Annotated in this window: 11 protein-coding genes and 1 pseudogene; 8 read left to right on the top strand and 4 right to left on the bottom strand. The window is 39.9% G+C overall.

Translation table 11 applies throughout. The features are described from left to right. Positions 1 to 30 precede the first annotated feature (30 nt). On the top strand, positions 31 to 2,217 hold the full coding sequence (gene rnr, locus AT15_RS07325) for a ribonuclease R (RefSeq protein WP_068347940.1): 2,187 nt from the start codon (positions 31 to 33) through the stop codon (positions 2,215 to 2,217). Positions 2,218 to 2,235: 18 nt separating this feature from the next. Here the strand turns inward: rnr and AT15_RS07320 are convergent, their stop codons facing one another. Further along, positions 2,236 to 2,733, bottom strand: a complete 498-nt coding sequence (locus AT15_RS07320) for a ferritin-like domain-containing protein (RefSeq protein ID WP_068347938.1) — start codon at positions 2,731 to 2,733, stop codon at positions 2,236 to 2,238. Between the two features lie 182 nt (positions 2,734 to 2,915). On the opposite strand from AT15_RS07320, the gene AT15_RS07315 reads away from it, so the two are divergent. Both AT15_RS07315 and AT15_RS07310 read left to right on the top strand, forming a co-directional pair. Further along, a complete protein-coding gene (locus AT15_RS07315) occupies positions 2,916 to 3,986 on the top strand; it encodes a tetratricopeptide repeat protein (protein ID WP_068347936.1) in 1,071 nt (356 codons plus the stop codon). Positions 3,987 to 4,014: 28 nt separating this feature from the next. Then, on the top strand, positions 4,015 to 4,767 hold the full coding sequence (locus AT15_RS07310) for a prepilin peptidase (protein WP_068347934.1): 753 nt from the start codon (positions 4,015 to 4,017) through the stop codon (positions 4,765 to 4,767). Positions 4,768 to 4,837: 70 nt separating this feature from the next. On the opposite strand, the gene AT15_RS07305 is transcribed toward AT15_RS07310, so the two are convergent. Beyond that, complete coding sequence (locus AT15_RS07305) at positions 4,838 to 6,139, bottom strand: hypothetical protein (protein ID WP_068347933.1); 1,302 nt, start codon at positions 6,137 to 6,139, stop codon at positions 4,838 to 4,840. Positions 6,140 to 6,299: 160 nt separating this feature from the next. Between AT15_RS07305 and AT15_RS07300 the strand changes: the two genes are divergently transcribed. The 5 genes from AT15_RS07300 to AT15_RS07280 all read left to right on the top strand — a co-directional run bounded on the left by AT15_RS07300 (position 6,300) and on the right by AT15_RS07280 (position 10,335). After that, complete coding sequence (locus tag AT15_RS07300; protein ID WP_068347932.1) at positions 6,300 to 6,731, top strand: FKBP-type peptidyl-prolyl cis-trans isomerase; 432 nt, start codon at positions 6,300 to 6,302, stop codon at positions 6,729 to 6,731. 132 nt (positions 6,732 to 6,863) lie between these two features. Beyond that, positions 6,864 to 8,396 carry a S8 family serine peptidase gene (locus tag AT15_RS07295; RefSeq protein ID WP_068347931.1) on the top strand — a complete coding sequence of 511 codons (1,533 nt, stop codon included), beginning with the start codon at positions 6,864 to 6,866 and terminating at the stop codon, positions 8,394 to 8,396. A 328-nt stretch (positions 8,397 to 8,724) separates the two neighbouring features. Next, on the top strand, positions 8,725 to 9,150 hold the full coding sequence (locus AT15_RS07290; protein ID WP_068347929.1) for a type II secretion system protein: 426 nt from the start codon (positions 8,725 to 8,727) through the stop codon (positions 9,148 to 9,150). A gap of 106 nt (positions 9,151 to 9,256) precedes the next feature. Next, positions 9,257 to 9,751 carry a type II secretion system protein gene (locus AT15_RS07285; protein WP_068347928.1) on the top strand — a complete coding sequence of 165 codons (495 nt, stop codon included), beginning with the start codon at positions 9,257 to 9,259 and terminating at the stop codon, positions 9,749 to 9,751. A gap of 83 nt (positions 9,752 to 9,834) precedes the next feature. Then, positions 9,835 to 10,335 carry a type II secretion system protein gene (locus AT15_RS07280; RefSeq protein ID WP_068347927.1) on the top strand — a complete coding sequence of 167 codons (501 nt, stop codon included), beginning with the start codon at positions 9,835 to 9,837 and terminating at the stop codon, positions 10,333 to 10,335. Here the strand turns inward: AT15_RS07280 and AT15_RS07275 are convergent. Together AT15_RS07275 and AT15_RS07270 are read right to left on the bottom strand one after the other, a co-directional pair. Then, positions 10,327 to 11,832, bottom strand: a complete 1,506-nt coding sequence (locus AT15_RS07275; RefSeq protein ID WP_068347926.1) for a lipid II flippase MurJ — start codon at positions 11,830 to 11,832, stop codon at positions 10,327 to 10,329. The two genes, AT15_RS07280 and AT15_RS07275, sit on opposite strands and share 9 nt — an antisense overlap. A gap of 158 nt (positions 11,833 to 11,990) precedes the next feature. Further along, positions 11,991 to 12,578 (bottom strand): annotated as a pseudogene (locus tag AT15_RS07270) (IS701-like element ISKol8 family transposase); the annotation flags it as partial.

The raw sequence follows: 12,578 nt of genomic DNA, 5'->3' as shown, positions 1-12,578 counted from the left end.
CAAGCACTTACACCTGAAAGGAGGAACGAAATGAGACTCACAATAGAGGAACTGTTGAAAAAAATTTATTCATCAAAATACACCCCTTCAACACTTACAGAACTCGCAAGAAAAATGAACATCCATGACAAAACAAAAAGAAGAATATTGCGTTCCCTGCTAAAGGAATTGGTAGAGTCTGGAAAAATCATAAAGGATTCCCGGGGCAGATATGTTGTTCCGGGGGAGAACATAACAACCGGATATATCAAGTTTTCAAGAAAAGGACTTGGGGCAATGGTTTCTACTGAGGATGGGGAGCAAATTTATATTGGGGCTGAAGATACAGGGTTTGCCCTTGATGGGGATAAGGTTCTCGTTGAAAAAGGCGGGAGATTTCGTGATATAGCTCGCGGAAAAGTGATCAAAATACTGAAGCGAAAGCGTGAAAAAATAGTCGGGACATTTATTACGAAGGGTTTATTCGCTTTCGTAATTCCGGATGACATCAGGATAAAATATGATTTCTATATCCCTCCCGAAAACTACAACAACGCAAAGCCAGATGAGAAAGTGGTAATTAGAATCACCCGTTATCCAACAAGGGGAAAGAACCCCGAGGGAATAGTCGAAAAGGTTCTTGGTACAGTTGAAGACCCGGCGGTGGATTTACCATCCATTGTTTTCAAGCATGAGCTTCCAGAACCCGGCTGGTTCCCGGAAGATGTTCTGAAAGAAGCGAAGAGAGTTTCACATGAACCAGATTCCGCCGAAAAAAACAAAAGAAAGGATTTTGCAAAAGAACCGATCTTCACTATTGACGGCGAAGATGCGAAGGATTTCGATGACGCCATAGGAATAAAAAAACTTCCAAACGGGAATTTTCTTCTCGGGGTTCATATAGCAGATGTTTCTCATTATGTGAAAGAAGGTTCCAGGTTAGACCATGAAGCCTATGAAAGAGGTACATCTGTCTACTTGCTGGATACAGTAATTCCAATGCTTCCTTTCCAGCTTTCAAATAATATCTGCTCTTTGCGCGAAGGTGTTGACCGCCTTACCCTTTCATTAGAGATGGAAATATCCCCAACAGGCAAACTGGTGGATTACAAAATCAGCGAAGGTTTTATACGCTCGGCAAGAAGGTTAACGTACAATGAAGTAAATCGCTTCTTGCGGGGTGATAAAGATCCTGAATTGCACGAAAAGCTCAACCCCGTTAAAGAGGAATTGCTTGCGGCACGGGAATTGGCAGCAATATTGCGAGACTGGCGAAAGAAAAGAGGCTCGGTAATGGATATCTCTTCGAGAGAGGTAAAGATACTCACCAACAAAAAAGGCAACGTAATCGACATAATTCCCCAGGAACGTGGAGAGTCCGAAGTCATGATTGAAGAATTTATGATAAAGGCAAACGAAACAGTTGCGGAAATATTTGCCAATCAGGGGCTTCCCTTCGTATATAGGATCCATGAGGAACCTGATTCCGATGCATTATTCCAGCTCAAAAATTACCTTGAAGCCATCGGGTTGAACATAAAAATGCCCAGAAATATTCACCCAAAGGTACTTCAGCAAATTCTGGAGAAAACGAAAGAACACCCGCTTCATTCATCAATTGAAAGAGTCGTTGTTCGCTCGATGAAAAGAGCAATTTACTCTGAGCAAAATGTAGGGCATTTCGGACTCGCTTCAGAGGCTTACACTCATTTTACATCTCCAATAAGGCGATATCCAGATCTTGTGGTCCACAGATTATTGAAAAAGCTGATAAGGAAAAACATGTTCAGTCAAAAAGAAATCGAAAAATATGAGGAGATCCTTCCGAAAATAGCCGATCATTGCTCGAAGCGTGAAAGAATAGCCAATGAAGCAGAGTGGGATTTGCTGGATATGAAGAAAGTGGAATATATGGGATACCACATTGGAGAACACTTCAATGCGGTAATAACCGGGGTGACTAAGTTTGGTCTCTTTGTCGAAATTCCCGAAAAAATGATTTCTGGCCTTGTGCATATATCTACCCTTGATGATTATTATGAGTTTGACGAAAAGGCAAATATCCTCATTGGAAAACGCAGAAAGGGGATTTTTCGCATAGGAGACGAGCTTGTTGTTCAAGCAGTTAGAGCGGACAAGACAACTATGGAAATTGATTTCATAATAGTTGAAGACGAGAAAAAATCCAATTCAAAAAGCCGAAAAAAGTCTTCAAAGAGAAAAAAGAGGGCTCGTTGAGAGCCCTCTGTTCTTTAATCAGTAAAGAGGCGCAAAACCCTGATCACCCCAATACTCTTTCATAAGTTCGTTGTGAACCATGAGCAAGGTGTTTTTATGTTCTGTTTCCCATGTAGACAAATCTTCAAAGGCCTTTCTGATTTCTGCGTTTTCGGATTTGTTAGCAGCTTCTTTGTAAAAGTCGGCAAAGTCTTTCTCAATTAAATAGGCTGTTCTCAAAACCGAAAGGTCTCCCATAATATTGTCAACGGCTATTCCTTTTTCTTCCTCCTTTGTCCTTTTTTCGAAAAAGCTTGGAGAAGGTATCGACACAAGACTGATTTCATCGCCTCTGCTTATATTCTCTATCAACTCCATGATGTAATTAACATGAGCTCTTTCCATTTCTTCAAGGCTCTCAAATACTTCTCTGACATTTGGTGTTTTCATGTCATTCTTTTTATTTCTGTAAAACTCCATTCCTTCTCTTTCTCTTACAAGTGCAAATTTCAAAACGCCAATAATTTTCTCGTTCATATGACCACCTCCAATAAAATTTAACATACTGCCAACAGTTGCAAAAACAAATAACAACAGTGTGTATTCCACTATGAGTTCATCATACCTTTGTTAAATGAAAGCAGAGACTGCTGGTTAAGTGTGGTATATTTAATCTAAGGAGGGAAGATTTGCATTCTGTATTCGCAGGAGGGATTTTTATGGAAGTTTACAGGATTATTCATAAAACCAGAATATACGATATTGATCCTTTGGTGCCTTTCGCAATTGCTGTTGTGGATTTAATTTATGATAGAGATTTATCGGCAGCGAAAGAAGACCTTAAAGGAACCGGGCTCGAAAAATCATTGATTACAATTGGAAAATTAAGCGAAAACTTCGACTGCATTACTCCGAATCTCTATGCCCCAATTGGCCCTGAAGAATTCAAAGATTACCTAAATGAAGCTGGCATAAGACTATCGATGATGAAGCAGGGAACTTTTGAAGGTTTTCACGACAGGATCATGGCTTATGCAGATCGCGGCCATTACGATATTGCACAAAAATATCTCGATATTATATATGAAGAAGGCGTGGACAAAGACATCGTTGCTGAATTGAAAGGCACTTTTTATATCGAACAGGGTGAAATAGAAAGAGGGATAGATTGGTTAAAAATAGCACTCAAAGAAAATCCCTCACTGGTTTCTGCGTATTCAACACTTGGACAAACTTACTTTAATCTGGGAAGATACGAAGAGTCTATCCAATGCTGGGAAAAAGAACTGGAACTTGTTCCAAATCATATAGTTACTTATTTTATGCTCGCAGACGCTTACAACCTTGCTGGCAAGGCCGAAAAAGCGATAGAAATTTTGCAAAAACTCGTTGATAATGATCCGAACAACCTGCTCGCAAAATACCAGCTTATGGAGCTCTACGAGGAGCAAAAGGAAATCGAAAAAGCAAAGGAACTTGAGAAAGAAATACTTGAAGCTGAACCCATTTATACAAATGATATTGAAATATGGGCAAGGGTCCAGTTCAAAAATGGGAATTATGCCCGGGTTAAAAAAGTTGTCGAGAAGGCTATCAAAAACTCTTCTGGCTTTGAATACTTGAAAATATTACTAGTGATTCCTGAAATCAAATTGGGGAATAAAGAAAGCGCGCAAAGAATAATGAGAGAATTCCTTGACGAAAAAGTGTGGTATTATTACGGAAAGAAGGAACTCTTTGAAGAATTTCTCACTCCGGAAGAAAGGAAAGTCTGTGAATTAGTCAAATAGACAGATGGACTCAGTATGGTGATCAAATATGCCTGTGATATTCTTCCTATTAGGACTTGTTTTTGGAAGCTTTTTCAATGCGGTAATTTATCGACTACCACGAAAAGAATATTCGATTAATAAGCCGAGAAGAAGTATATGCCCAGAATGCAAGCATGTTCTCACCTGGAAAGATAACATTCCTCTGATAAGTTATCTACTTCTGAAAGGAAAATGCCGTTATTGCGGTGCAAAAATTTCTTTGAGATATCCTGCTGTAGAAGTGCTTACCGCGTTTTTGTTTGCGATCAATGCCCTATTTTTTCCCCTTCAACAAGCTGTTACTATGTGTATATTGGTATCAGGGTTGATAATTTCCTCCTTCATCGATCTTGAGCATTTTATGATTCCCGATACAGGAATCGTTCTGGTGGCTACCGGTGCAGCTTTATATTCATTCTTTTCACACCAATACCCAAAAGTTCTCATAGAAGCGGGGATAGTAACAGGGCTGATGATAGCGTTTTTTGCTGTATCAAATGCCGTAAGGAAGGATTCTTTTGGTTTTGGTGATGTTGAATTGATAGCTGTGCTTTCCCTTGCGGTTGGTTTATTTGGCTCTCTATTTGTAATACTCTTCTCTTCGATTTTTGCGCTTTTGACATACGCTTTAATAGCCGCAGTGAAAAAGAAGAATTTTGATCGCAAAACGATGATACCTTTTGGCCCTTTTATTTCCCTTGGGGGATATGTGACGTTGCTGTTCATGGACCAGATAAGAACTTTATATGGACTGAATTGATATGCTATTATAAAGTAATTACAAAAAACAGGTCCCTTTAAGGGACCTGTTTTCTCAATAACTGCGGTTATTATTCTCCAGCAAGCCACATGCCGTCAGGAGAGAGGCTGAAGCTTGAATCGAATTCAATACCCCAATCCCAATCATTTGTCGAAGGATTATATCCTATTGTCAAATGTGCAGCCATGTCACCCGTAAGTGGATAAATTGCTCCAAACATGAACCTGGTGTTTTCGTTCAAGAGAGCTCCTTCCCAATCACCTGCAAGCAATGTGCTAACAGGGAACATTGATTGATAATAACCGGCTTCGGCATAAAATTCAGGGACACCGCCAAATCTTCCAAGGTCAATTTCAGGGATCCTTACTCTCAAATAGCCTCTCAATATCGGTGAAGTGGGTATTGTATTGTAGCTGCTGAGAGCACCCCTCAACACTAGCATATTTCCAATGTTGATATTTGCTTTAATAAACCAGCCCATGGATGATTGGGTTGCCTCAGTTATGGGCGATAGCTGAATATCCGGGTCACCTTCAAGAGTTTTCATCTTCTTGTATTCATAATCTCCGTCATAGTAGCCGGGTATGAAATTTTCCGAGTAATAAACAAGGCCACCTTTTACCCAAAGGAGGTCAAGGATAGAGAAACGTCCACCTACACCTGCGCCAAAGCCAATTGTATCAAAGCTTGAAGTAGCAAGAAGGGCAGCTTCGGCAGAGGGGATTATCCTTATGAGCTTCCAATTTATAATAGGCAAGCTGAGGGACAATGTTGAACCATATGCGGGAATACCTGGAATAGCAGTCAACTCGCTGTTACTTTCCCAAAGGAATGTTGCATCAAAAAGCATGTTCAAAGGCAGTTTCAAGAACGCACCCCCAAACCAGAGCGAGGAAGTATTAAGAGTGCTAAAGGGGTTTAATGAAGTAATTTCAAAGGGGATATGGAAACTCAAACCGGGTTGGAACAATGTCACTTTTCCATCGAAAGCCCAGGAATTCGGTTTTCTGTAAGCGTCCAGGAGCAAGCCAATGCCTTTTGAATAATAAGTCATCATCCCATATCTGACATCGAACAGCTTGTTGTGAACCCTGATTCCATAAATCGATATTCCATTGATGAAATTAGTTGAATCTGGAGTGTCAGGATTTGGCTTTCCAAAATACATAGTCCCACCGATTTCAGTCTGATACATGTTAAACCCAAAATCCAAATCTACGCCTGGAATGACATCAGTTATAGGATAATGGAACATGTAAATGAAATAGTTTGAGTTCTCCATTTCAAGGCTTCCGAAACGCAGTTCAGGACCAAAAGCAAACATCACACCCACCAAAAGAGCGAAAATCACAACAGTGAGTCTTCTTTTCATATGCCCACCTCCTCTAAAAATGTTCCCATTTCATTATAATGCTTTAACATTAAAATCGAATTAAAATAAAGGACTGTGACACATTACTACATGCAAAACCATTCCTCATATTCGTAGTATACTGGTAATAAAGGACTGTCCAAACTAAGGAGGGGAAAAAATGGGCGCAGCAAAGAAGGGAAATACCGTAAGGGTGCATTACACAGGGAAATTTGAAACTGGCGAAGTATTTGACACTTCAGTTAATCGAAATCCGCTTGAATTCACCGTAGGTAACGGGCAAGTCATAAAAGGCTTTGATGAAGCAATTGTAGGTATGAAGGTTGGAGAAAAGAAAACTGTCAACATCCCCTTTGAAGAAGCCTATGGACCGCATATGGATGAGCTTGTTTTCAGTTTTAGCAGAGAAGACCTCCCGGAAGATCTTAATCCTGAAATCGGCCAGAGACTACAGATGGTGACCGGTGATGGGAAAAGGATCAATGTGACCATAACGGCAATCTCTGAAAAGGATATAACGCTTGATGCAAATCACCCCCTGGCAGGAAAAAACCTGATTTTCGAAATTGAGCTTGTCGAGATATTGAACTGATTGATAATTGAGAATTTCAGGAGAATTCTTTTTTATGCCTGTTCCTTGCATGCTAAAATATTCTTGGTGTGAAGGGAGTGGGCTAAGATTAAAAAAGCATCGAAGCTATCTATATTTTTATTTATATTCGTATTGGCCGTTTATCTTGCTGGGTGCTTTCCGCGCTCAAATAGCAGGGTAAAAGTATACGGCAAAATAGAGCTGTACAAAGGAGATGCTGCCATCTCCCGCTTTTTTTCTGTCCAGGAATTTAGTGAAATAGTTTCCGGAAATGAATATATTATAAAAATCAACAAAGATGTTTCTATGAATGAAATTGTTGAAAAACTACCCCTGGGAGCCAAGCTTGTCGCGAGCCTCTCTATTCCCAGCAAATCGAAGTATTTGCTGGTAATTGCGGAAGGACCTCAGCAATTGAACGGTATACCGGGGGTTGAGACTGTAAAGGAAAACGAGAATTTCAGATTGCTCAAAACGCCCAACGATCCTCGAATTGATGACCAATGGAATATAAGCAGAATTGGAGCACCAGGTGCCTGGGATATCATCACCGGTTCTCCCCTCGTTACAGTTGCGGTAGTGGATTCCGGCGTGAGAGCGGATCATGTTGACTTGAACGGTGTCTTTCTTGATATAGGCTACGACTTCATAGACAATGACTCTGATCCAACTGATCCGGATAGCCTTTCTTATTACCATGGAACTCACGTTTCTGGCATTATCTCAGCTCTTACTGACAATTCAGAGGGAATTGCCGGGGTTTGCTGGGGAGGGGAAAATGGAATAAAACTTCTGCCAATAAGGGCTCTAAGCGCTTTTGAAGGTGATGGATACAGCATCGCAAGCGGTATTGTATACGCTGTTGAACATGGCGCAAAAGTGATAAATTTAAGCCTTGGCGGTCCTGACGATGAGCTTGTAAAGGATGCAATAGAATTTGCTTATGAAAACGATGTAATAGTTGTAGCTTCCTCGGGAAATGACGCTACTGATACTCTTCTATTTCCAGCGGCTTATCCTCAAACGATAGCAGTTGGTGCTACTGATATTCATGATGATAAAGCCTGGTATTCGAATTATGGGAGCAACTTAGATCTTTTAGCGCCAGGAGGAGATGTTATTGGAGGTATATTAAGCACTTATGCCACAGATAGTTACGCATATTTAGCAGGAACCTCGATGGCAGCACCGCAAGTTTCAGCAGCTGCGGCGTTATTAATAAGTGCTGGATTTACAGGAACTGAAGAGCTCAGAGAAGCTTTAACAGCCTCTGCCTCTGATCTCGGGACCCCTGGTTATGATATCTACTATGGGGCAGGCCTTCTTCAGATAGATGCTGCACTTAAATATGCTGAGCATAACATTGATTCTGAACCATTTATCATCGAAGCTGTTGACCCATATTCTAACAAGCCCCTTGCCAGTTGTATTGCAGATAGCAATGGAGAGTATTCTCTTGAGGTTCCCCCGGTTCCCTTTTATCTTCAAGTCTGGCAAGACTTTGACCATGATGGAGAAATTTCGACCGGAGACTTCTTTGGCTATTATGGTTATAATGGTGGAGATGTCCTCGCGGGAAATCCTGCAACAATAACCGGCGAAGTTTTTAAAGAAATTGAAGTCGATTTTCCCTTTGCCCCCGTTCTAACTAAAGATCATGATTAGCTTTTTGAAAATGGATTTCCTAAAGAAAAGATTGATTGCTTCTTCTGTTTACTCACTTCAAGCAAATTTGAATCTCTTGCTTTTTTGCACTTCGCAAAAATGGAAACGCATTTCCTGATATTCAAATTTAATGGAACTTAATTTCCGCAATGCAAGCTATCTAGTAAATATTTATGAATCACGATTATGTTACTTATCTTGCTTATAAATATTTCTATGTGTTACATTGTTATTTTTTTAGTATCATATTCAAAGTATTAATTTACTTTATTGTTAATTGGCATGACAATGCAATATATAGATCAACCATTTATCAGGAGGGATTAGGATGAGAAAAAAGGGTTTTTCACTTGTTGAACTACTAATAGTTTTGGCAGTAATGGCTGCACTCATCGCAACAATCACGCCCGTGGCATTGAATGCCATTAGAAAAGCAAAAGCTACTCAGGTCGCCCAAAATCTAAAAACCCTTGCAAGCGCCTTTGAAAATAAGCTGTATGTTGATGGCACTAGTGAAGTTACAACAGATGTATCTGTCCTGGCTAGAGATGTAAATGCAAGTAAATACAGTATAGCGTATGCAGAAAGTAGTGGCAATTATACTGTTACTATTTGTTATAAGGGCGACGACGTTAATGTCGATCAAGTTAGCAATGTTCTCAAAGAAGCCACTAGCACAAAACCGGGTTACACGCCAACTTCTGGAGAATTGACAGGAACTGTTTTCTATACCATTGAGTTTAACGTTTATTGATTTTGTGACTCCATATCTCTGCCCCCTTCTATGGGGGCTAATGCATTTGGCACAGGTTTGTATATAAAGAATCAGATTCGATATTAATAAAGGGAGGTATGGAGTTATGAGGAGAAAAGAAGGATTTTCATTAGTTGAGCTTTTGATCGTTTTGGCTGTTATGGCAGCCCTTATCGCAACAATTACTCCAGTGGCTCTTAATGCTATAAGAAAAGCAAAAGCCACTCAAGTTGCACAAAATTTGAAAACATTAGCGAGTGCTTTAGAAAATGCCGCTTATGTAAATGGTATTGATGAGTCTAATAACTACGTAAAGAATTCATCAGGAAGTGCCTTAACTCTTACAGACCTGGGGAGAGACATTGATTCAGCTAAATATGCAGTATACTATGATGTATCCAGTGGAACAGTGGAAGCAACGGTGGTATCCTTGGAAGATGTTAATCTTACCATAGTGCAAGGTATTCTCAGTGGTGTTGCACAAGCTACGTACTCTGCTGCTCTTATCGGCTCCGAAACATCCGTTACAGGTTCAAGTTGGCCTTCTTCTTTAGATGGAGAAACTTTGACATACTATAATTTTGATTTCACAGTATATTGATCTGATAATGCAAAAAGCCTCCCTTCGGGGAGGCTTTTATTTTTGCTATAATTTCCCTGATTACCATTTTAGGAGGGATAGAGGTGAAGAAAGGTTTTTCTCTTGTAGAACTTCTGATTGTTCTCACAGTACTTGCTGCGCTCATTTCTTCAGTAACCATTTTTGCGATGAATGCCATCAGAAAGGCAAAAGCTACGCAAATCTCTCAAAATCTTAAGATTATTGCAAATTCTGTCGAAAGTAAATTGTATCTTGAAGGGCTCGATCATCTTTCAGAAGTTTCGAATTTGTCTTACTATGGAAAGAATATTGGCGACAACTACAAACTTTATCTGGTAACAAAACCCAGTGGGGAAATAATGGTAAATGCCGTATATAATGCTCTTGATGTAGATGCTGAACTCTTAGAAGAAATTCTTCCAGATGCCACAACAACCTCTGCTGACCTTCATCACGAGTTACAAGCTGGCGAAAAATATTACCGAATCACTTCATATGTTCTACAAGGAATAGTAGCGGGAACAAAAGTTACCATAGTTCCAAAGGATTCCATTTATTTAAGCAAAATCATAAGGTTATTTTAGTTTTTTTCTGAAAAAAGCCTTTATTTTGGAATAAGAAGTTTTCAGCTCATCAAAAGCCATTACTACAAAGAGAATAATAAATGCGGCGTTGCCCAAAATAATCCAGGTAAATGAACCAAGGATATTCCTTGAAAAAAAGACAGCAACTGCAACAGCTGAAACTATAACTATTTGCTTGAAGATTCTGCTTATTGGCAAGAAAACTACGCCATAGTGCTTCACGATGTGTATTCTGATGATGGTGCTAATAAGCAGAACGAGAGAAGTACTCGCTGCAACTCCTGCGTGTGAAAAAGGCTTTATTAGAACCCAATCAAAAAAAGCGTTGGCGGTAATTGAAATTGGAACCACATAAAAAACCCATTTTACCTTCTTGGTGGACGTTAAAAAATTCGAACTTACTGTGGATATTGGCCTTAATATGAGCAACGCACTATAACCCAAAAGAGCGGCGCTAACAAGCATCGTAGATTCTGCTGAAAATGCCCCCCGTTGAAAAACGATCCTGATCAAATACTCAGCCATCACCACAATCCACGCCGTAAGTGGTATAGCAATATTCAAAGAGCTGGTAACTGTTTTGCGCATTCTTTCCTGAGCGCCTTTTATATCCATAGCAGCTACTTTTTCTGAAAGCTCGGTGTAACTTGTCATGGTGAAAATCGTTACTATGGTTGAGATAATTCCCAAAAGTGTCGTTGAGTATTGCAAGGACGATACTCTGCCCGCAGGAAGCGTTGAAACGAACATCTTATCTACAACTATATTTATTGTTGAAAGGCTTGCCGAAAGCATAAAGGGAAAGGCGTATTTAAAAGTTTGAGCAGTCTCAGGAAGAATAAAATCGCCCTTGAATGAAGCGAATTTTCTCGCATATCTTAAATAAAGCAGAACAACGAGAAAATTCCCCAAAATCATTGCGAGTACATATGAAGCCTCAGATAAATACGGTGCGCCAAAATAAATAACCGGAATAGCGACGAAGTTAAAAATCAACTGCGCAATACCATATTGAAAGAAATATCTCTCTGCCCTTAAAAGAGCACCTAAAAGCGCCTGCGAGCCGTTAATCAAAGGTAAAACGGAGAGATACATGAGTTTTCGAGCTGCGTAATCCAAAACCTCGTCCGAAAAGCCAGGTGCAAATAACTTAATTATAATTTCTGGAAAAATCAAGAAAACAGCCCCAAGAGAGAGAAAAATGATGGAATAGAGTTTCAACAAACTCCCGGCGTAGATTTTTGCCCTCTCAGGATCCTTCAGTTTGAGCCCGTGGTATATAGGAAAGAAAATGGCAATAATTCCCCCAGTAGCAATGCCGATGGTCGTTGTAACAGGAGTCAAAGCAATGAATACTGCATCAAGTCTCCACGAGGTGCCGAATAAATTGGCTATGATAATCTCCCTTATAAAACCAAGAGATTTAGAAAGTAAAGCGAGAAGCGTAATTACTATTGTTCCTGCCGCAATTGATTGAGCGATACTTCCATTTGTCATAAAATTATTGCTCTTATTGACCATAATCAGATTTTAGCATACGACTAGAGTAGTTGTGGCATTTTGAATGGCTAACTAGTATTTATGGATCGATTTCCTATAGCTCAGATGTTAATTTATTTGATCACACACTGCAGTTACCCAAACTATGCACTTAGCTAAATAAACCCAGAGAGAAAACAAAAGAACGATTCGGGATCACAAAAAAATAAAGCAAATAGGGAAAATAAAGCTTTTTCCAGATGATATTGCTCCACCTGCCGTTCAATGAATTCTCTAAATCCCATCCGGTCTTTGACATTCAAATAGTATCTCGCTATCATCATGGCTGTGAAGTAGAGAGCTACAAGCTCCGTGTGTTTTTCAGTGGAACGCTGTGAGTAAACCTGTGTTTTCAGCCCCAATAGACCTTTTGCCTGCTTGAAGTATTCCTCCACAGTCTCTCTTTTGCTGTAATGATTGAGTATCTCATACTCTGTCATGCTCGTGTCGCTGCAAAGAATGATTCTCGTTTCGTCAGCACTGTTGTCAATGATTATCTTTACCTTTGCCTGGTAGCTCGGAACTCTCGCAATAAATGATGTGACTCCCTTAGTTTTTTTCTTGAGCTTTGAAAGCAAGAAGCTTTTTCCGTCAATCACAACCTTGAGATTGGTTCTCAGCCTGCCGATTATAGTCGAAGCAGAATTGACAACCTTTGCAAATATCCTGCTGCACATAATGGCTCCATCTACAAGGACAATGTT

This window comes from Kosmotoga arenicorallina S304, from assembly GCF_001636545.1.
Lineage (GTDB): Bacteria > Thermotogota > Thermotogae > Petrotogales > Kosmotogaceae > Kosmotoga_B > Kosmotoga_B arenicorallina.
Note: the sequence above shows the minus strand (reverse complement) of the source record. Positions and strands in the feature narration are given on the sequence as shown.

Coding starts and splice junctions, on each gene's coding strand:
- AT15_RS07315 (WP_068347936.1), top strand. CDS start 2,916: ATGGAAGTTTACAGGATTATTCATAAAACCAGAATATACGATATTGAT.
- AT15_RS07275 (WP_068347926.1), bottom strand. CDS start 11,832: ATGACAAATGGAAGTATCGCTCAATCAATTGCGGCAGGAACAATAGTA.
- AT15_RS07290 (WP_068347929.1), top strand. CDS start 8,725: ATGAGAAAAAAGGGTTTTTCACTTGTTGAACTACTAATAGTTTTGGCA.
- rnr (WP_068347940.1), top strand. CDS start 31: ATGAGACTCACAATAGAGGAACTGTTGAAAAAAATTTATTCATCAAAA.
- AT15_RS07300 (WP_068347932.1), top strand. CDS start 6,300: ATGGGCGCAGCAAAGAAGGGAAATACCGTAAGGGTGCATTACACAGGG.
- AT15_RS07310 (WP_068347934.1), top strand. CDS start 4,015: ATGCCTGTGATATTCTTCCTATTAGGACTTGTTTTTGGAAGCTTTTTC.
- AT15_RS07305 (WP_068347933.1), bottom strand. CDS start 6,139: ATGAAAAGAAGACTCACTGTTGTGATTTTCGCTCTTTTGGTGGGTGTG.
- AT15_RS07285 (WP_068347928.1), top strand. CDS start 9,257: ATGAGGAGAAAAGAAGGATTTTCATTAGTTGAGCTTTTGATCGTTTTG.
- AT15_RS07320 (WP_068347938.1), bottom strand. CDS start 2,733: ATGAACGAGAAAATTATTGGCGTTTTGAAATTTGCACTTGTAAGAGAA.